Genomic DNA, 18,248 nt, shown 5'->3' with positions numbered 1-18,248 from the left:
CATGAAATACGTGATGTACCCGCAGTGCTGGGAAGCCGTCCAAGCCGCCTTCGACGAGGCCGGTTTCACCCAGCTGGGCATGGAGCAGCTGGGGCAGGCGGACTTCCTGTTCTTCACCGGCGGCGCCGACGATCTGCCGGAGAGCCTGCCGGAGTCCCTCGGCTTCGTGCAGCTGCCTTTTGCGGGCGTGGACGCGCTGCTGCCGCAGATGCGCGAGCTGACCCGCACCTGCGGCACGCGCTGGTCGAACGCGGCCGGGCTCTACGATGAGACCGTGGCTGAATCCGCCATCGCGCTGCTGCTCGCGCAGCTGCACGCCCACCGCCGCGTAGGGGATAGCTGGGGCAACCGCGACGAGGTGGAGTCGCACACCGCCTTCCTCTTCGAGGACAAGACGGTCGCGATTGTCGGCGCCGGGGGCATCGGCAAGCGGCTGATCGAGATGCTGTGCGGGTTTGGCCCGGAAATCATCGCGGTCAACCGCAGCGGCAAGGACGTGCCGGGCGCGGACCGCACCATCCCGACCGATCAGATAGAGAAGATCTGGCCGGCGGCGGACTATTTCGTGCTGCTGCTGCCGCTGACGGACGAGACCCACCACGTGGTGGACAGGCGCGCCCTGGAGCAGATGCCGGAGCACGCCGTGGTCATCAACGTCGGCCGTGGCCCCTTGGTGGATACAGACGCACTGGTTAAGGCCCTGCGCGAGGGAGGCATCGCCGGCGCTGGCTTGGACGTGACCGATCCGGAACCGCTGCCGGACGGGCACCCGCTGTGGGAGATGCCGCAGGTGGTCATCACCCCGCACGTGGCCAACCCGCCGTATTCGGTCAAAAAGCGCAGCGGTGCCCACGCCGTCTCCGTGGCCCGGGCCTTCGCCCACGACGGCAGCCTGCCCACTGAAGTCGACGTCGACGCCGGTTATTAACGCCGCGGATAAAGGGGCGGAGGCGACAGCCTCCGTGTGACCCAGTGCATCATTCCGGGGGGATGAGCGGCCGGGGTTTACGTACACTGGGGCGCATGACTCAATCTACGGATGAACTGAGCCCAGAACGCCAAGCCGAGCGCGACGAGGTGCTGACCAAGGCCCGCGCGGCCAAGGAGGTCGCCGCGCAGATCGCGCAGCTGACCACCCCGCAGAAGAACGAGATCCTGCGGCAAGCGGCGAAGGACTTAGGTGCGGCCACCGAGGAGATCCTCGCGGCCAACCAGAAGGACATCGACGCCGGCCGTGAGGCGGGCTTGTCGGATTCGCTCATCGACCGGCTGAGCCTGGACGCCGACCGCGTCGCTGGCATCGCGGACGGCCTCAACCAGGTGGCCGGCCTGCAGGACCCGGTGGGGGAGGTCGTGCAGGGCCGCACCATGGACAACGGCATCCAGATGCGCCAGATCCGCGTGCCGCTCGGCGTCATGGGCATGGTCTACGAGGCCCGCCCGAACGTCACCGTGGATGCCTTCGGCCTGGCCTTAAAGTCCGGCAACGTGCCGCTGCTGCGCGGCTCGAAGTCAGCCCGCAACTCCAACGAGAAGCTGGTGGAGATCCTGCAGTCCACCCTGGAGGCCGCCGGCCTGCCGCGCGCCGGGGTCCAGCTGTTGCCGTGTGAGACCCGCGGCTCGGTCCAGGACCTGATTACCGCCCGTGGCCTGGTCGATCTGGTCATCCCGCGCGGGGGAGCTGGCCTGATTAACGCCGTGGTTACGGGCGCTACCGTGCCGACCATCGAGACCGGCACCGGCAACTGCCACTTCTACGTCGACGCCTCCGCGGACCTGGACAAGGCCATCGCCATGGTCATCAACGGCAAGACTCGGCGGACCTCGGTGTGCAACTCCACCGAGTGCGTGCTGGTCGATGCCGCCCTGCCGGCCGCCGACCAGCTCCGCGTCATCCAGGCCCTCCAAGACGCCGGGGTGACCATCCACGGCGACACCGAGGAGCTGGCCGCACTCGGCGTCGAGGGCGCGGTGCAGGCCAGCGAGGAGGACTGGGCGGAAGAATCCCTGTCGATGGACATCTGCGCCAAGGTCGTCGACGGTATCGACGGGGCCATCGAGCACATCCGCCGCTATTCCACCGGCCACACCGAGGCCATCGCCGCCCAGGACGCGGACGTGCTGCTGCGCTTTGCCAACGAGGTCGACGCCGCCGCGGTCATGCTCAATGCCTCGACCGCCTTTACCGACGGCGAGGTCTACGGCATGGGCGCGGAGATCGGCATCTCCACGCAGAAGCTGCACGCGCGCGGCCCCATGGCCCTGCCAGAGCTGACCTCCACCAAGTGGGTGCTGCAGGGCAACGGCCACACCCGCCCCTAGCCGGGACGTATACTAGCCATCCATGAGCAACCGTATAGGGATTATGGGCGGGACCTTCGATCCCATCCACCACGGCCACCTAGTGGCCGCGAGCGAGGTAGCGCACCGCTTCCAGCTGGATCAGGTGGTCTTCGTGCCCACTGGCCAGCCCTGGCAGAAGGCGGACCGGCAGGTAACCCCTGCAGAGCACCGCTACCTGATGACGGTGGTGGCTACCGCCTCCAACCCGCGGTTTACTGTCTCCCGCGTGGACATCGACCGCGAGGGGCCGACCTATACCATCGACACGCTCCGGGACTTGCGGGAGTTCTACCCGGAGTCCGAGCTGTTTTTTATCACCGGCGCGGACGCGCTCAGCTCGATCATGAGCTGGCGAGACTGGGAGAAGATGCTGCAGATGGCCCGGTTCGTCGGCGTGACGCGCCCGGGCTACGAGCTGACCGACAAAATGCTGCCCCGCGAGTCGCGGCAGGGGATAGAGTTGGTGGAGATCCCCGCGATGGCGATTTCCTCGACCGATTGCCGTGAGCGCGCCGCCGCCGGACGGCCGGTGTGGTATTTGGTCCCAGATGGGGTAGTGCAATATATTGCCAAGAACAATCTCTACCGGATCAACCCCGATCAGCCTCTCTAGCAGCGCGCCGCGAGTAGGAAAATGTCCGAAAACGTGGGACACTAGTATCGATTATTGGTAGAAACTAACGTCTGCAGAATTTGTTGAAGGATTTCCCGCATTGTCTATTACTGACGTAGCCCGGAGCATGGCCGAGGTAGCCGCGCGCGCTGCCCAAGAGAAGCTGGGTGGCAACATCGCCGCTATCGACGTCTCCGACGTGCTGGCGGTCACCGAGGTCTTCGTGATCGCCTCCGCCGATAACGAGCGCCAGGTCCGTTCCATCGTGGACGAGATCGAAGACGAGATGACCGCGGCCGGCTACGAGCCGAAGCGCCGCGAAGGCAACCGGGAAAACCGCTGGGTGCTGCTGGACTACGGCAACGTCGTCGTTCACGTCCAGCGCGAGGGCGAGCGGGACCACTACGGCCTCGACCGCCTCTACCACGACTGCCCGCTGGTGGAAATCCCGGGCGTCGAGGCCCCGCAGCGCCCCGGCCAGTGGGCCGACGAGGTCAACCCGCGCGAGGCGGAATCCGTCGCCGACCTCCCGCTGGCCGACAAGGCCCCGGGCGAAGACGAAGAGATCTAGGTAGCCGCACCATCATGAGCCGCCGCCTGATCCTCATCCGCCACGGACAGACTACCTATAACGCCACGGGCCGCATGCAGGGCCACCTGGATACGGAGCTGTCGGAGACCGGCTATGCCCAAGCCCGGGCGGCCGGCGAGTTGCTGCGCGGTGAGGGAGTGGCCAAGATCGTCGCCTCGGATCTGCGCCGCGCGGCGGAGACCGCCCGCGTGGTCGGCGAGGCCCTGGGGCTGGACTACCAGACCGATCCGCGCCTGCGGGAGACCAACCTGGGCAACTGGCAGGGGATGAGCTCCGCCGAGGTGGACGAGCAGTTCCCCGGCGCCCGCGCCCTCTGGCGCCACGACGCCACCTGGGCCCCGCCGGAGGGCGAATCCCGCGTGCAGGTGGCCGAGCGCGCCCGCCCGGTCATCGACGAGCTCATGGAGTCGTTCCAGGACTGGAATGGTCGGGCGCTGCTGGTGGTGGCCCACGGTGGGGCCATCGCGGCGCTGACCTGCCACCTGCTCGGCCTGGAGCACCGCCAGTACGGCGCGCTGTCCGGGCTGAAGAATACCCATTGGGCGCAGCTGACTGCCCGCCCGGTCTTCGACGCCGCACGTCCGCTCGCCCCCGTGCACTTTGAACCCGCCCAGCCGGCCAAGGCCACCTGGTACTTCGACGGCTGGAACATGGGAGGGCGCGTCGTCGGCGATGGCGGGGCTGATATCTAGTGGCGGTACGCGTAGTTACGGATTCCTCGGCCGGGTTGCCGGAGGAGATCGTGGCGGAGCTGGGCATCGGTGTGATCGAGCTCCACGTTATGGACAGCGAGGGCAAGGACGGCGCTGAGCAGTCCACCTCCGGGGTCAGCGCGATTGAGCTCGCGGCTTTCTACGGCCGCCAGATGGAGCGCGCGGCCGCCGCCGGCGGCGAGGAGGCCGTGCTGGCTATCCACCTGTCGAAGGATTTGTCCTCGACGTATTCTTCCGCCGTGACGGCCTCCGGGGCCTTTGCTGCCGATGCCCTGGCGGTCATCGACTCCGGCTCCACCGGCATGAGTATGGGCGCCGCGGTTATGGCGGCCGCGCGGCTGGCCCAAGACGGCGCGGACCTGGCGGAGTGCCGGGCCGCGGCCGAGGACACGCTGGCGCGCTCCAATACCTGGGTCTACCTGTCCAGTACGGACGATCTGCGCCGCTCCGGGCGCATGTCCACCGCCACGGCCATGCTCTCGACCGCACTGCTGGCCACCAAGCCCATCATGGAGCTCGTCCACGGCAAGGTGGACCTGGTGGGCAAGACCCGCACGCAGACCAAGGCCTTTACCAAACTGGTGGAGCTGGCCGTCGAGCGCGCCGAGGGCGAGCCTGCCTTCGTGGCCATTCAGCACAACGGCGACGAGGAGGCCGCTGAGCGCCTCCAGGATCTGCTGGACGGGGCCTTGCCGGAGGGCTCGTCATTCATGCTGCTCCCGCTGGGCGGGGTGCTATCCGTGCACGTCGGTTCCGGCGCCATCGGGGTTTCCGCGGTCTTCGCCACCGAAACTCCGGTCCCGGCCTCGAAGCCGAAGAACCCCTTAGGCACTTTCGCCGCCCGCCACCAGCGCGAGCAATAGCCGCTAGACAGCAATGTAGCCAAGGAGGACGAAGTTTTTCGTCCCTCGATGGGACCATTACGAGTAACCTATAACGAATCCGTGATGGGTTGGGGCTAAATTCCGGTTTGTGCCCGGTGTCCAGGGAAAATCCCTTCCCTTTCCGGCGGTGGCATTTTAATCTCGGCGGCATGAGCGCACCGCATTTGAGCGACAGACTAAAGGAATTGACCCGGCCCACTGGGGCCGAGGAGCTGATGGACGTGTCCTTCCCGGCTCCCCGGTTCCGCATTCCCGTCGCACCCGCCGCCGTGCTGGGCGTCTTCCTCATCCTTGGTCTGGTGGTGTGGGTGGGCTGCACCGCCTTGCGGGACGACCCAGCCGAGGAGGCGCACCTGGCCTGGCAGGAGGGTGGGCCCGAGATCGAGGAATCCAACCTGGCGCTAAGCGGCCATCCGGCCGAGGCCGGCGGGGCGGGAGTCACCGCAACTGAGCAGGCCGCGCCGACCACGGGCCCGGTGGTGGTCTCCGTGGTCGGCAAGGTCGCCCGGCCCGGGCTGGTCACGCTGGATCCGGGCGCGCGGGTGGCGGATGCGCTCGCCGCCGCCGGCCCGCTCCCGGAGGCGGACCTGGCGCAGGTCAATCACGCGCAGGTACTCCAGGACGCCCAGCAAATCCACGTAGTCGCTCCCGGCGAGACCCCCGTGGAGCCCGGTGGTCTCCAGGGAGGGGAAGGCGGCAGCGGGGGCGGGGATGGCACGTCGGAAAACTCCGACAGCACGGTGAATATCAACACCGCCAGTGCCAGCGAGCTGCAGTCCCTCAGCGGGGTGGGGGAGGTCACCGCCGCGGCCATCGTGGACTATCGCGACAGCATCGGTGGGTTCAGCGCGGTGGACCAGCTGCTGGAGGTCAGCGGGATCGGGCCGGCGAAGTTCGCGCAGCTGGAAGGGCAGGTGACCGTGTGAGGGAGCTGCGCTTGGTTCCCGCGGCCGCCAGCGTCTGGGCGGCCACCCTGGCCGTGGTGCTGGGCTGGCCGCTGGTAGGCCTGGGCGTGGTGGGAGCGGTGGTCGTGGCTGCCGCGCTGCGCCGGCACATCGGTCAGGCGCTGGTGGTGGCGGCAACCGGCTGCGTGGCGATGGCGGTCGCGCTGGTGCGGCAGGCCCGTGCCGCGGCGTTCGCGTCCACCGGGCGGCTAGAAGGGGAGCTGCAATCGGCGCCGGTGGCCCTGGACAGCGGCGGGTGGCTGCTGCGCCTGGACGTGGGCGGGGTGCCAGGCTCGGTGCCGGTCTTTAGTGAGTCGCTTCCCGAGGTTGCCGGCTTTGCCGCGCCGCCGGCGGGCACGCGGGTGGCTGTAGACGGCACGGTGAGTGAGTCGAACCGCCCCGGGGTGGTCGACGTCGTGGTCAACGGGGAGGTTACAACCGTCGCTGCCCCGCAGGGCTGGGCGGATTGGGCCGCCGGGGTGACCGAGAAATTCCAGGCCGTGGTGCTGGATACCGTGGGGCCGGCCAGCCAGGGCCTGCTGCCCGGGATGGTCCTGGGGGACGTGGGACTGCAGGACGCGGCCGAGCGCACCCTGTATATCGAGACCGGTCTGAGCCACCTCTCGGCGGTCTCTGGGGCCAACGTCGTGGTGGTCACCGCCGCGGCCGCGCTCGTGGCGCGCTGGGCGCGGGCGTCGCCGTTAGGACAGGTGCTGAGCGCGCTCGGGGCGCTGGCCGTCTTCGTGGCCTTGGTGGGCGCGGAGCCTTCCGTGCTGCGCGCGGGAGCGACCGGCTTGGTCGGGCTGTTGGCGGTGGTCAACTCGTCGCGCATGGAACCTGTCCACGGTCTGTGCCTGGCGATCATCGGTCTGCTGTGGTGGGACACGGAGCTGGCGGTCAACTACGGCTTCGCCCTCTCGGTGGCGGCGACGGCAGGCATTGTGGCGCTGCAGCCGATCTTTTATCGCTGGCTGGCCCGGCTCGGCCTGCCGGACCTGCTCACCCGCGCCTTCGCGGTGGCAGTAGCGGCCGATATCGTGACCATCCCGATCGTGGCGCTGATGGCCGGGGAGGTCTCAGTGGTCTCTATCGTGGCGAACGTGGCCGTCGCCCCGGCCACCGCGCCGGTGACGGTGGTGGGGCTGCTGGCCGCCATCGCGGTCAACATCCCGGGGATCGGGGCGCCGCTGGCGGGCGTGCTGCTCAAGGTAATAGAGCCGTGCACGTGGTGGATCAATTCCGTGGCGCACGCGGTGCGGGACCTGCCCCTGGCGGTGGTGAGTACCGGCCCGGTGGCGGTCGCGTTGGTCTACGGCTGGGTCGTGGCCGGCTTCCTCTTCCACCGGCCGCGGCTGACGGTCACGCTGGTGCTGAGCCTGGCCGCGGTGCTGGGGCTTTTGGGATCGCTGGGGCACGCGCCCGCCTGGCTCCAAGCCCGGGGCGGGGCGCGCCTGCACACCAGCGCCCCGGAAGTCGACCTGGCGGACCTGCGCGCGCACGTGGTGGAAACCGACGACGATATCGAGCCGGTCCCGCCCGGCACGCAGGTGATCGTGGTCTTGTCCGCCGAGGGTCCCGCGGCAGACCGGCCCACCCGCACGCCGGACTATATCCCGGTGCTCTACCCGGCCCGGGACGGTCCCGTGCGGGTCTACGCGGATGGCGCCCAGCACGCGGTGGACGGGAGGTTCTAAGATGAAGGGCATGCCAGCTTCACCGGTCCACCTCATCGTCGGCGACGACGAATTCCTCACCGAACGCGCCCGCCGCACCATCACCAAGCAGGTCGCGGCGGATACCGGCCAGACCCCGGAAACGACCACCCTGCGGGCCAGCGAGGTCACCGAAGGCGAACTGGCCGAGGCCACCAGCCCGTCCCTCTTCGGCGACAACCGGCTTATCGTGGTCACCGACATCGAGAAGGTCGGCAAGGAGCTGACCGGCCTGCTGGTTAACTGCGCCAAGCAGCTCGCCCCCGGCATGACCCTGGTGGCGGTCTACAGCGTCACCGCCAAGACACTCAAGAACAAGAAGAAGCAGCCCGAGCTGTTAACGGCGTTTGCAAAGCTGGGTGAGCGCCACGACGCCTTTTCTCTCTACCCGAACGAGCTGGGCCGCTGGGTGACCAAGGAATTTTCCCGGCACAAGGTGCAGCCGACCCCGGACGTGGTCAACGCGGTGCTCCAGGGGGTGGGCTCGGATCTGCGCGAACTGGCCTCGGCGGTCAGCCAGTTGGTCGCGGACACCGGCGGCAACGTCACCATGCAGGCGGTCCAGGAATACTATTCCGGCGTGGCCGAGGTGGCCAACTGGGATATCGCGGACGCCGCGGTCGCGGGTAAGACCAACACCGCGGTCGCCACCTGCCGCCGCGCGCTGCAGCTGGGCGCTAGCCCGGTGGCCATCGCCAGCGCCCTGGCCAACAAGGTCAGCGCCATCGCGCGGCTGTACTCCGCCCGCGGCGACCAGTATTCCCTGGCCAAGCAGACCGGCCTGAACCCGTACGTGGTCAAGCTGACCCAACCGGTGGCCCGCCGCTGGTCCGGCAGGGCGGTTACGGAGGCCGTCATTCTCATCGACGAGCTCGACTACGACGTCAAGGGCCAGTCCGGCAAGGACCCGGACTTCGCCGTGGAGTCGGCGGTGCGCCGGATCGCGGAGCTGGCCGGATAAAAAGCCGGGCCTAAAATCGGCCCGCCGGGGCCAAAGATTAGGCTTGAGTGCATGACTGCACCTGGACCGGAACTGCAAGACCTCGTTAACCGCCTCTTCGACATGGCCCGCCAGGGCGATAAAGCGCTGCTGGACTACATCCACCAAGGCGTGAACATCGACCTGGTCAACCACGAGGGGCAATCCTTCGTCATGCTCGCCGCCTACCACGGCCACGCCGAGCTGGTCGCCGCCCTGGCGGAGGAGGGCGCAAACGTGGACCTCCTCAATGATCGGGGCCAGTCGCCGTTGGCCGGCGCCATCTTTAAGAAGGAAGACGCGGTTATCGACGCCCTCCTAGCCGCCGGCGCCGATCCGCAGGCCGGCACCCCCAGCGCCCTGGATAGCGCGCGCATGTTTGAGCGTACCGACCTGGTCGAGCGCCTTTCGTGAGCTGGTCATCGTTTCTCGCGATCATCGTGATGAACCTGGTCGGGGCCGCCAGCCCCGGCCCGGACATCATCCTGGTGACCCGGTACGCCACGAAGTCCCGCCGGCACGCCATCGCCGCGGCCGCGGGCATCCAGGTCGGCGTGCTGATGTGGTGCACGCTGACTGTCTTCGGCGCGGCCGCGCTGCTGAGCACCTTCCCGTCCGTTCTGGGCTTCGTCCAAGCCATCGGCGGTGCCTTCCTGGTGTGGATAGGCTGGAAGACCATGCGCTCCGGGTTGGAGGAGCGCCGCAACCCGCCGCAGAGCCTGGATGACGCCGTGCAGCGGCTCGGCCGCATGCGCCAGGCCTTCCGGCTGGGGCTGGCAACCAACCTGTCCAACCCGAAGATCGTGCTGTTTCTGGCCGCGATGATCGCCCCGCTGCTGCCGGCACACCCGCCGCTGGGGCTTTCGGTCGCGCTGGTGCTGTCGCTGTCGCTGTCCAGCTTCTTCCTCTTCGTCGCGCTGAGCTGTGTGATTTCCACCAACGCGGTCCGGCGGAAGCTACTGGCGGCAGGCCCCTGGATCGACATCGCCTCCGGCGCCTTCTTCCTAGTGGCCGGTGTCCTGCTGGCCGTCAACGGCCTGCGGGAGCTCTTCTTCCCATAGGCCCGGCTGCCCGGCCTGGGCCAGCTCCCGGACCCACTCGGTCCAGGCGGCGACGGTGGCCGCGCGCCGCTTGAGGGTGGACTCGCCCAGGCTCAAGTCTGCGGCGCGCATGATCTCCACGGCCTCGTCACGGCCTATTTTCTCCCCGCCCAGCGCGCGCCGGGCGGCCGTGCGGAAGACCCCTCGGGCGGCCAGGCGCTCCACGAAGGCGAAGTTGCGCGCGTCCAGGTCATCGAGCGCCATGACCTCCTCGCCCAGCTCGGTCAGTCTCACTCCTTGCTGGCCGATGCGTGCCAGGCCGAGATAGGCCGCCGCGTTCGCGTAGTAGTCCGCCTGCCGGGAGGTAAAGCCGTAGGCGGTGTGGATATAGTCCTTCGTCAGCGGCTCCTCGCTGGTGGCGAGCAGCTCGCACAGGTTGACCACGCGCGCAAACGAATCCGCCTGCGGAAAGGGCGTTGCGGCTGGCTCCGGTTCCACGCGGGTGCGCTCGATGACGTCGAGGAGCGAGTCGGCCGTTAGCTGCGTGCTGCCCAGGCAGTAGCGCGCCGAGCGCACCTGCCGGATGCTGCGCGGGTCGTTCTCGTCGTCGAAGGCGTAGAGGAACAGGTGGAAAACGCCGTTCGAATACAGCAGGTAGACCGGCAGCACCGGCTTGGAGACCACCTGCCGGAAGCGCCGGTAGGGGAAGTACAGCTGGCGGATGTTGAAGTCCTCGGGCAGGTGGTTCTTCGCCTCGATGAGCACCAGGCAGTCCGCGGACTCGTAGCCGCCGTCGATCTCCATCTGCGCGCGATTGACGGTGAAGTCCCGGCCGTCCAGCCGCAGCGGGATCTGGTGGGTGGACATGCGCCCTGAGACCGTCGAGCGCAGGGGAGCGCTGCCGATGAAGTCTTCCAGGATGCCGCTGAGATCCGCCGCGGCCAGGGCGAGCGACTCGGAGGTGATCTGGGAAAAGTCCAGGGACTCGATGTCCGCCGGCACTGGCAGGCGCCGAGTCGGCTGCGGTCCGCGCTCGAATGCCTGGTAGAGGCCGAACTTGCCGACCAGGTAGGAATCGCGTGACAGCGGCACCACGGACAGGCTGTGTTTGCGGAATGGCCACGGCCGCGAGCTGGAGTAGTCATGCTTGGCCATCAGCCGGGGTTCGCGGCGGCTGATCTCCTTCAGGCGGGAGGCGGTAATGCGGGCGAAGCCGTCGCGCTGCAGCGGCTCGGCGAATTCCTCGGCGGCGAAAACACGCAGCCAGCCGATGTCGTTGAGGCCGAGTTTCGTGTCCTTGCTGATCTCGAAACGGTCGCGCAGCTCGGCTATTTCGGCGGCCTCGGCGTCGGTGGCCCGGCTCATGCGGTGGCTCCTCCCGCGGTCTCGGTGTAGTTGCGGACTAGGACCTCATCGACCTTTCCGCGCTTGGAGGCTACGGAGTTGATGGCCCGGGTGGCGCCGACAATCTCAGTGGGGTAGTCCGCATACAGGTCCCGGATGAAATCCGTGGCGGAGTTCGACAAGAGGAAATTGACCCCGCGCGCGTCCAACTCGTCGCAGGCCTGCTTGAGGCGTTCCTGTTGGCTGCGGTCGAAGCCGCCGGCGGCGTAGCCGGTAAAGGAGCTGGTGACGTTGACCGGGTCGTAGGGCGGATCGAGGTAGACGAAGTCGCCGGCCTGGGCCGCCTCCAGCAGCACCGCGTAGTCGCCGTTGAGCAATTCGACGTCGTTGTCGCGCAGGTAGGCACCCACTGCGCGCAGGGTGGGCTCGTCGCAGATGGTCGGGTTCTTGTAGCGGCCGAAGGGCGCGTTGAACTGGCCGGCGGAGTTGACCCGGTACAGGCCGTTGTAGCAGGTCCGGTTCAGGTAGACCGTGCGGGCGGCGCGTTCGACGGCGCTGAGCGCAGCGAAGACCTCCGGGTCGCGGTCCAAGGCGCGCAGCTCGTAGAAGAACTCCGGGGTGTTCGGGTAGCCCGCCAGCAGGCCGATGAGCTCGTCCACGTGGTCGCGGGCGACCCGGTAGACGTTGATGAGCTCGGTATTTAAGTCGTTGACCGTGGCCTTTCCCGGGGCCAGCGCGAGCAGCACCGCGCCGCCGCCCAGGAAGGGCTCGAAATAGCGCTGAAACCCGGCCCCGGGGAGGGCGGACCGAATGGCTGGTAGGAGCTGGCGTTTGCCGCCTACCCATTTCATCAAAGGCTTCAGGTTGTTCATCGTGGCAATATCTTAGCGCTCCGGCTGACCCGCCGGCCGCGCGGCCCACCCTGTGGGGAACAGGTGTTCGCCTGGAGGTTAAAAATAAAGGCCGCCGGCCTGCGGGGAGGAATCCTCCTTACCGTGCGGGCTGGCGGCCAGTATTTATGAAACCGGGGTGGACTTAGGCCATCTTGTTGAAGGCGTTAGCCATGCCGGACTTCTTGTTAGCAGCGGTGTTGCGGTGGAACACGCCCTTGGACACGGACTTATCCAGGGAGCGGGAAGCAACGCGCAGCTGCTTCTCAGCAGCAGCCTTGTCACCGGAGGCGACAGCCTCGCGGAACTTGCGGATCTCGGTGCGGACCGCGGAGCGGATGCCCTTGTTGCGGCGGCGAGCCTTCTCGTTAGTGATGACGCGCTTCTGCTTGGACTTGATGTTAGCCATAGCTGAAAATACCTCTTAAGTAATCGATCTGATTGACAACGAAACTTGGGGCACTCTCCGGACATGGCTCCAAGCCACTGATACTGATGTGGCCGCGGCGTCGGCGTACAAGGCGAACCCAAGGTCCTGCCCGCCCGGCCGACGCGCCCGGAGTCCAAGTAACCCGGCTATCTTAGCAGCCGGGCGCCTGCCCGGCCAAAACGCGCTGTGCTCGCCCTAGGCCCAGTGGTAGACGGCGCGCAGGCGGTTGGCGATCCGTTCGAAGCGGCGCTGCGGGAACAGGATGCCCTGGCGGCGGACTTGCTCCTCGCTGATTTCCAGCAGGCGGTCCAGGCGGATCCAGCACTGCCGGCCGGACTCGTCCCATTCGCCGGAGCCGATCTCCAGCCAGCAATCGTCCTCGGCGTGTTCCGGGTTGGGGGAGATGAGCAGGCCCAGCACCGTGGTGCGGGTGCGGCCGACCACGAGGACCGCGCGCTCGGTGGGCGGGGACTGCGGGCCGCCGGTCGGAGCCCAGACCCAGACGACCTCCCCGGAGTCGGCCTGGCCGTCCATGTCCGGGGCGAAGAAGATGGACCGGGCGCGGTCCTGGGTGGCCTCCACCCGGATGCTGGCGGGCTTGCGCGGCTCCCAGCTCGTGCGGTGTCCGTGCAGGCCCAAGCTCTGGTTGATGTGGCTTAAGCCCTTGTCGATGGGTTCCTTGTCGCCCACGCCCAGCGCGTGCAGGACTTTCCGGCCCCAGGAGGGCGAAGAGGTGCGAGCAGACTCGGGGTTAACCATGTGTCTATCCTACTTGCCGGTAGCGCCCGTGTCTTGGGTAAGCTGGGACGGACTACCTATTTACTCGAGGAGATTAAGGGACATCGTTGTCTGAGAATTTTGCGGCCACTACGTTCACGGATCCGTCCAAGATCCGGAACTTTTGCATCATTGCTCATATCGACCACGGGAAGTCGACCCTGGCCGACCGCATTCTCCAGCTGTCCAAGGTGGTAGAGGAGCGCGACATGCGCGACCAGTACCTCGACAACATGGACATCGAGCGCGAGCGCGGCATCACCATCAAGGCCCAGAACGTGCGCCTGCCGTGGGTCCCGCAGTCAGGCGGGCTGGCCGGCACCCAGATGGTCCTGCAGATGATCGACACCCCGGGCCACGTTGACTTCTCGTACGAGGTCTCCCGCGCGCTCGAGGCTTGTGAGGGAGCCATCTTGCTTGTCGATGCCGCCCAGGGCATCGAGGCCCAGACCCTGGCCAACCTCTACCTGGCCATGGAAAACGACCTGGAAATCATCCCGGTACTCAACAAGATCGACCTGCCGGCGGCTGATCCGGACAAGTATGCGCTCGAGCTGGCCAACATCATCGGCTGCGAGCCGGAGGAGGTCCTGCGCGTGTCCGGCAAGACCGGTGAGGGCGTCGTGGAGCTGCTTGACCGCCTGGTTGACCTGGTGCCGGCCCCGACTTCGGAGGGTGGCTCGGACGCCCCGGCTCGCGCGCTGATTTTCGACTCCGTCTACGACACCTACCGCGGCGTGGTCACCTATATCCGCATGATGGACGGGACCCTGAAGCCGCGCCAGAAGGTGCTCATGATGAACACGGGTGTGGAACACGAGATCCTGGACATCGGTATCGTCTCGCCCACGCCCACCTCCTGCAAGGGGCTGGGCCCCGGCGAGGTTGGCTACCTGATCACCGGCGTTAAGGACGTGCGCGAGACCAAGGTCGGCGACACGGTCACCTGGGCCAAGAACGGCGCGGACAACCCGCTGCGCGGCTACGAGGACCCGAAGCCGATGGTCTATTCCGGCCTGTTCCCCATCTCCCAGGCGGACTTTCCGGACCTGCGCGACGCGCTGGATAAGCTCCAGCTCAATGATGCCTCCCTCACCTTCGAGCCCGAGACCTCCGTGGCGCTGGGCTTCGGCTTCCGCTGCGGTTTCTTGGGCCTGCTCCACATGGAGATCACCCGCGACCGCCTGCAGCGCGAATTCGACCTGGATCTCATCTCCACCGCGCCGTCGGTGACCTACCGCGTGGTCAAGGAGGACGGGGAAGAACAGACCGTGCACAACCCCTCCGACTGGCCGGGCGGCAAGGTCGGCGAGGTCTACGAGCCCATCGTGAAGATGACGGTCATCGTTCCGGAGGAATTCGTCGGCCCCACCATGGAGCTATGTCAGTCCAAACGCGGCCAGATGGGCGGGATGGATTACCTGTCCGAGGACCGCGTCGAGCTGCGCTACACCATGCCGCTGGGTGAAATCATCTTCGACTTCTTCGACATGCTCAAGTCCCGCACCAAGGGCTATGCCTCCCTCAACTACGAGGAGGCCGGGGAGCAGCTGGCCGACCTGGTCAAGGTGGACATCCTGCTGCAGGGCGATCCCGTGGACGCGTTCTCGGCCATCGTGCACCGCGACCACGCCCAGCACTACGGCAACAAGATGACCAAGAAGCTCAAAGAGCTCATCCCGCGCCAGCAGTTCGAGGTTCCCGTGCAAGCGGCCATCGGCTCGAAGATCATCAGCCGTGAAAACATCCGCGCCATGCGCAAGGACGTTCTCGCCAAGTGCTACGGCGGCGACATCTCGCGTAAGCGCAAGCTGTTGGAGAAGCAGAAGGCCGGTAAGAAGCGCATGAAGTCCATCGGCTCGGTCTCCGTGCCGCAGGAAGCTTTCGTCGCCGCGCTGTCGACGGACTCCGACTAGTACAGCACCACGCGCGCGTTGTTCCCGCCGGTGCACTCCATGGACTTATCGCCTAGCACGCTGCACTGCATGTTGTAGGTCTGGCCCGTCGTCGGGCTGGTCACGGAGATTTCCGGCTGGTAGAAGTCCCGGATGTTCTCGCCGGTGGGGTTGTGTCCGGCGGTCTGGGCGTCGAGGACGGCGCTACCGAATCCGCAGCTGGTGTTCTCGCCGGCCAGGACAGTGTGCAACCCGAAGCCGTCGCCCAGCACGCAGACCTCGTAATAGGTGCCGGCCACGGTGGCGGTCTGGCCGGGGGCGGGGTTGTGCATGACCAGATCGAGGTAGTCGGAGGCGACGTAGTCGACGGTGCGGTTGCTCGCGCCAGCACCAGCGCCGGCTGCCGCACCACCTTCCTGGTTGCCAGCAACGGCGGGGTCCTGGGCGCCGCCGGCATGTGAGCTTTTTTCTTTGACCATCGAGCTGGACTTGGTGGTAGTTTGGTCGGACTCGTTCGCCGCGCTGGATTCCTGCGTGACGGTGCTTCCGGCCTCGGGGGTCGGGGTGTCTTGGGCGGATTCACCGGAGGAGCAGGAGGCGACGAAGAAGAGAGGGGCGAGGGCAAAAAGTGTTATACGTCTCATAAAAGACAGATTAGTGTGTATACAAGTGAGATAAAAGGGGTGGGCGAGAAAAACTTGGTACGCTCGGTTGCTAAATGCCAGTAACAAGGAGTGAGAAGTCACGATGACGGTGCCCCAGTCCCCGCACCAAAAGGACCCGCGAACCGCCTACCGCACCGGCCCCTACCGGCAGCCCTCCCCGGAGCAGTCCGTGCCCCGGCAGGGCCAGCAGCTGCCCCCGCTGCCCGTCACGCAGGCGACCCTGGATTCGCGCCCGGCGGGAGAGGTCCTGCGCGAGGACGGAGCGAAGCTGCTCGAGCACCTGCAGGTGCTGCGCCGCGACCTGCACCAGAACCCGGAGATCGGCAACCACACGCCCTATGCCCAGGCCAAGGTGCTCGAGGAGCTATCCGGCCTGCCGCTGGAAATCACCACGGGCGTCTCGTTGACCTCCGTGGTGGCGGTCCTGCGCGGTGGCAAGCGCGGCGATCACCCGGTCTCGGTCCTGTTGCGCGCGGACATGGACGCCCTCGAGGTAGCCGAGCGCACCGGCTCGCCGTTCGCGGCCACCAACGGGTACATGCACGCCTGCGGCCACGACCTGCACACCTCCGCGCTCGTCGGCGCGGCCAAGCTGCTGAGCCAGCACCGCGAGGAGATCCCCGGCGACGTCATCTTCATGTTCCAGCCCGGCGAGGAGGGCCCGGGCGGTGCGCGCCCCATGATCGAGGAGGGCGTGTTGGATGCCGCCGGCCGCCGCCCGGTGGCCGCTTACGGCATACACGTCGGCCCGCAGGACTACGGCAACTTCTACCACGTGCCCGGCCCGCTGATGGCCTCCTCGTCCAACCTGCGGCTGACCGTCCACGGCAAGGGTGGGCACGGCTCCCGTCCGCACGACGCCATCGACCCGGTTGCCGCCATGGCCGAAATCCAGGTGGCCCTGCAGACCGCCGTCACCCGCCGCTTCGACGCCATGAACCCGGTGGTCATCACCGTGACCAACCTGTGGGCAGGCGACGGCGCCATCAACGCCATCCCGGACAAGTGCGGTTTTTCTGCCACGGTCCGCGTGCTTGACGATGCCGCCATCGACCGCGTCCGTCAAGTCATCACCGAGGTGGCCTCGAACGTGGCGGCGGCGCACCGCTGCGCGGTGGATATTGACTTCGAGATCCTCTATCCGACCACCAAGACCAACCCGCGCGAGAACGCCTTCGCCGCGGGCGTATGGTCCCGCCAGTTCGGCTCGGACCGGGTGGTGCCGATGCGCTCGCCCATGATGGCCAGCGAGGACTTCGGCTTCGTCCTCCAGCAGGTGCCCGGTACGTTCGTCTGGCTGGGCACCGCGAACCCGGAGACCCCGCAGGCCAAGCGCGAGTGGAACCACTCGCCGCTGGCGCGCTTCGACGACTCTATTCTGGGTGACCAGGCCGCCGCACTGGCCGGAGTGGCCTTTGAGCGGCTGGTGGCTGAGGAGTTACTACCGTCGCCGACCATTCATGCGGCCCGCCAGGCAGCCCAGCAGGGTTAGCGGACACCAGCTGCGGGCGGCGGCGCACCAGGTAGAGAATCCAGACGGTCGCGCCCACGGAGAAGACGACCTCGGCGGCAACGGATGCCCAGCTCACCTCCACGGCGTTGGGGTCCGTAAGACCCACGGCCGCGGAACTAAAAGCGAACGCATTGCCCACGGCGTGGACCACGGTGGCGGCCTCGATGCCACCGGTGTACCACGTCAACACGGTCGCGGCAGCGGCGAAGACCGCGATGGCGATCAGCCCCTTGGCATCGTAGGTATGCCCGGCGATAAACAGCCCGAAGCCGGGCAGGTATGCCAGCCACGGCGAGCGGAACCAGCGCCCCAGCCACTGGGGGAGGAATGCGCGGAAGACGAGTTCCTCGCTGAGTGCTTGCAGGGGAACTAGAGTCACCGTTAGGGCCAGCAGCACGGCCGCGGTGGAGTCCCACCGCGGGGAATTGCCCTCAACGATCGCGGCCGGGAGGTAGGCTACCGCCCAGGCGACCGCGGCCGGCAGCACGGCTTGAGCGGCCAGCCCCCAGCGAACCCGGCCGTAAACTGACCACAGCCCGCGGGCCCCGCGCCGGGCCGCGGGCGCGCTCCGGCCGCGCCGGCAGATGCTTGCCGTAAGCCAGACGGCGGCGCCAAGCACGATGATAAGCCCCAGGCTGACGGCGAAGGGGCCGGGTCGGGACATGTCGTCGATGGCGTCGATGACCTCGTCGCCCAAGCTGAACCCTGCGACCAGGGCGAAGCCAGAGAAGAAGATCACGGCGAAAAAGGTAAAGACCACGGCTTCTAGTAGCGGGCGCCACCAAGAGCCCGGCAGCATACGGTGAAATGAAATCTGCGTTAATTCGTCCATGCCTTCCACGATGTCAGGTTTCGGCCCGGGTGGTTTCCTTCCCAGGGAGGATTTCGTGGCCTCGGTAGCCGCCTATACTGAC

At 67.2% G+C, this 18,248-nt stretch carries 19 protein-coding genes; 13 read left to right on the top strand and 6 right to left on the bottom strand.

Going from position 1 to position 18,248, the window contains the following annotated elements:
* Position 1 precedes the first annotated feature (1 nt).
* The 11 genes from CCONF_RS08935 (at position 2) to CCONF_RS08885 (ending at position 9,841) form a co-directional block, all read left to right on the top strand.
* Positions 2 to 928 carry a D-isomer specific 2-hydroxyacid dehydrogenase family protein gene (locus CCONF_RS08935; RefSeq protein WP_290222860.1) on the top strand — a complete coding sequence of 309 codons (927 nt, stop codon included), beginning with the start codon at positions 2 to 4 and terminating at the stop codon, positions 926 to 928.
* Positions 929 to 1,023: 95 nt separating this feature from the next.
* Positions 1,024 to 2,322, top strand: coding sequence for a glutamate-5-semialdehyde dehydrogenase (locus tag CCONF_RS08930; protein WP_290222859.1), 1,299 nt, complete (start codon positions 1,024 to 1,026; stop codon positions 2,320 to 2,322).
* A 22-nt stretch (positions 2,323 to 2,344) separates the two neighbouring features.
* Positions 2,345 to 2,956, top strand: a complete 612-nt coding sequence (gene nadD, locus CCONF_RS08925; RefSeq protein ID WP_290222857.1) for a nicotinate-nucleotide adenylyltransferase — start codon at positions 2,345 to 2,347, stop codon at positions 2,954 to 2,956.
* A 100-nt stretch (positions 2,957 to 3,056) separates the two neighbouring features.
* The gene (gene rsfS / locus CCONF_RS08920) at positions 3,057 to 3,527 is read left to right on the top strand and encodes a ribosome silencing factor (RefSeq protein ID WP_290222855.1); all 471 of its coding nucleotides are present in this window, start codon (positions 3,057 to 3,059) and stop codon (positions 3,525 to 3,527) included.
* Positions 3,528 to 3,541: 14 nt separating this feature from the next.
* Positions 3,542 to 4,240, top strand: a complete 699-nt coding sequence (locus CCONF_RS08915; RefSeq protein ID WP_290222853.1) for a histidine phosphatase family protein — start codon at positions 3,542 to 3,544, stop codon at positions 4,238 to 4,240.
* A complete protein-coding gene (locus tag CCONF_RS08910; RefSeq protein WP_290222851.1) occupies positions 4,240 to 5,124 on the top strand; it encodes a DegV family protein in 885 nt (294 codons plus the stop codon). The genes CCONF_RS08915 and CCONF_RS08910 overlap by 1 nt, the downstream gene beginning before the upstream one ends.
* A 170-nt stretch (positions 5,125 to 5,294) precedes the next feature.
* Complete coding sequence (locus CCONF_RS08905; protein WP_290222849.1) at positions 5,295 to 6,071, top strand: ComEA family DNA-binding protein; 777 nt, start codon at positions 5,295 to 5,297, stop codon at positions 6,069 to 6,071.
* Positions 6,068 to 7,783 carry a ComEC/Rec2 family competence protein gene (locus tag CCONF_RS08900; RefSeq protein WP_290222847.1) on the top strand — a complete coding sequence of 572 codons (1,716 nt, stop codon included), beginning with the start codon at positions 6,068 to 6,070 and terminating at the stop codon, positions 7,781 to 7,783. The genes CCONF_RS08905 and CCONF_RS08900 overlap by 4 nt, the downstream gene beginning before the upstream one ends.
* A gap of 1 nt (position 7,784) precedes the next feature.
* Complete coding sequence (gene holA / locus CCONF_RS08895) at positions 7,785 to 8,762, top strand: DNA polymerase III subunit delta (RefSeq protein ID WP_290222844.1); 978 nt, start codon at positions 7,785 to 7,787, stop codon at positions 8,760 to 8,762.
* Positions 8,763 to 8,813: 51 nt separating this feature from the next.
* Positions 8,814 to 9,194: an ankyrin repeat domain-containing protein gene (locus CCONF_RS08890; protein WP_290222841.1), complete on the top strand. Its 381-nt coding sequence runs from the start codon at positions 8,814 to 8,816 to the stop codon at positions 9,192 to 9,194.
* Positions 9,191 to 9,841, top strand: coding sequence for a LysE family translocator (locus CCONF_RS08885; RefSeq protein ID WP_290222839.1), 651 nt, complete (start codon positions 9,191 to 9,193; stop codon positions 9,839 to 9,841). Before CCONF_RS08890 ends, CCONF_RS08885 begins: the two co-directional genes overlap by 4 nt.
* Here the strand turns inward: CCONF_RS08885 and CCONF_RS08880 are convergent.
* The 4 genes from CCONF_RS08880 to CCONF_RS08865 all read right to left on the bottom strand — a co-directional run bounded on the left by CCONF_RS08880 (position 9,785) and on the right by CCONF_RS08865 (position 13,243).
* The gene (locus CCONF_RS08880; protein ID WP_290222837.1) at positions 9,785 to 11,185 is read right to left on the bottom strand and encodes a type II restriction enzyme; all 1,401 of its coding nucleotides are present in this window, start codon (positions 11,183 to 11,185) and stop codon (positions 9,785 to 9,787) included. The genes CCONF_RS08885 and CCONF_RS08880 overlap by 57 nt on opposite strands.
* A complete protein-coding gene (locus CCONF_RS08875; RefSeq protein WP_290222834.1) occupies positions 11,182 to 12,036 on the bottom strand; it encodes a DNA adenine methylase in 855 nt (284 codons plus the stop codon). Before CCONF_RS08875 ends, CCONF_RS08880 begins: the two co-directional genes overlap by 4 nt.
* A 163-nt stretch (positions 12,037 to 12,199) precedes the next feature.
* A complete protein-coding gene (gene rpsT / locus CCONF_RS08870) occupies positions 12,200 to 12,463 on the bottom strand; it encodes a 30S ribosomal protein S20 (RefSeq protein WP_070769038.1) in 264 nt (87 codons plus the stop codon).
* A gap of 216 nt (positions 12,464 to 12,679) precedes the next feature.
* Entirely contained in the window at positions 12,680 to 13,243 is a 564-nt protein-coding gene (locus CCONF_RS08865) for a type II toxin-antitoxin system PemK/MazF family toxin (protein WP_070769037.1), read from the bottom strand.
* 86 nt (positions 13,244 to 13,329) lie between these two features.
* Between CCONF_RS08865 and lepA the strand changes: the two genes are divergently transcribed.
* On the top strand, positions 13,330 to 15,177 hold the full coding sequence (gene lepA / locus CCONF_RS08860; RefSeq protein WP_290222830.1) for a translation elongation factor 4: 1,848 nt from the start codon (positions 13,330 to 13,332) through the stop codon (positions 15,175 to 15,177).
* Here lepA and CCONF_RS08855 read toward each other — a convergent pair.
* Positions 15,174 to 15,800, bottom strand: coding sequence for a hypothetical protein (locus tag CCONF_RS08855; protein WP_290222828.1), 627 nt, complete (start codon positions 15,798 to 15,800; stop codon positions 15,174 to 15,176). The two genes, lepA and CCONF_RS08855, sit on opposite strands and share 4 nt — an antisense overlap.
* A 103-nt stretch (positions 15,801 to 15,903) precedes the next feature.
* Here CCONF_RS08855 and CCONF_RS08850 point away from each other — a divergent pair, with 103 nt between their 5' ends.
* Complete coding sequence (locus tag CCONF_RS08850; RefSeq protein ID WP_290222826.1) at positions 15,904 to 17,313, top strand: M20 metallopeptidase family protein; 1,410 nt, start codon at positions 15,904 to 15,906, stop codon at positions 17,311 to 17,313.
* Here the strand turns inward: CCONF_RS08850 and CCONF_RS08845 are convergent.
* Positions 17,195 to 18,166: a CPBP family intramembrane glutamic endopeptidase gene (locus tag CCONF_RS08845; RefSeq protein WP_290222824.1), complete on the bottom strand. Its 972-nt coding sequence runs from the start codon at positions 18,164 to 18,166 to the stop codon at positions 17,195 to 17,197. The two genes, CCONF_RS08850 and CCONF_RS08845, sit on opposite strands and share 119 nt — an antisense overlap.
* Between the last annotated feature and the right edge of the window lie 82 nt (positions 18,167 to 18,248).

The sequence above is a fragment of the Corynebacterium confusum genome (assembly GCF_030408715.1).
Lineage (GTDB): Bacteria > Actinomycetota > Actinomycetes > Mycobacteriales > Mycobacteriaceae > Corynebacterium > Corynebacterium confusum.
The sequence above is the reverse complement of the archived record's forward strand: the minus strand, read 5'-3'. Positions and strand labels throughout refer to the sequence as shown.

Coding starts and splice junctions, on each gene's coding strand:
- CCONF_RS08935 (WP_290222860.1), top strand. CDS start 2: ATGAAATACGTGATGTACCCGCAGTGCTGGGAAGCCGTCCAAGCCGCC.
- CCONF_RS08930 (WP_290222859.1), top strand. CDS start 1,024: ATGACTCAATCTACGGATGAACTGAGCCCAGAACGCCAAGCCGAGCGC.
- nadD (WP_290222857.1), top strand. CDS start 2,345: ATGAGCAACCGTATAGGGATTATGGGCGGGACCTTCGATCCCATCCAC.
- CCONF_RS08915 (WP_290222853.1), top strand. CDS start 3,542: ATGAGCCGCCGCCTGATCCTCATCCGCCACGGACAGACTACCTATAAC.
- CCONF_RS08905 (WP_290222849.1), top strand. CDS start 5,295: ATGAGCGCACCGCATTTGAGCGACAGACTAAAGGAATTGACCCGGCCC.
- holA (WP_290222844.1), top strand. CDS start 7,785: ATGAAGGGCATGCCAGCTTCACCGGTCCACCTCATCGTCGGCGACGAC.
- CCONF_RS08890 (WP_290222841.1), top strand. CDS start 8,814: ATGACTGCACCTGGACCGGAACTGCAAGACCTCGTTAACCGCCTCTTC.
- CCONF_RS08880 (WP_290222837.1), bottom strand. CDS start 11,185: ATGAGCCGGGCCACCGACGCCGAGGCCGCCGAAATAGCCGAGCTGCGC.
- CCONF_RS08875 (WP_290222834.1), bottom strand. CDS start 12,036: ATGAACAACCTGAAGCCTTTGATGAAATGGGTAGGCGGCAAACGCCAG.
- rpsT (WP_070769038.1), bottom strand. CDS start 12,463: ATGGCTAACATCAAGTCCAAGCAGAAGCGCGTCATCACTAACGAGAAG.
- CCONF_RS08865 (WP_070769037.1), bottom strand. CDS start 13,243: ATGGTTAACCCCGAGTCTGCTCGCACCTCTTCGCCCTCCTGGGGCCGG.
- CCONF_RS08855 (WP_290222828.1), bottom strand. CDS start 15,800: ATGAGACGTATAACACTTTTTGCCCTCGCCCCTCTCTTCTTCGTCGCC.
- CCONF_RS08850 (WP_290222826.1), top strand. CDS start 15,904: ATGACGGTGCCCCAGTCCCCGCACCAAAAGGACCCGCGAACCGCCTAC.
- CCONF_RS08845 (WP_290222824.1), bottom strand. CDS start 18,166: ATGGACGAATTAACGCAGATTTCATTTCACCGTATGCTGCCGGGCTCT.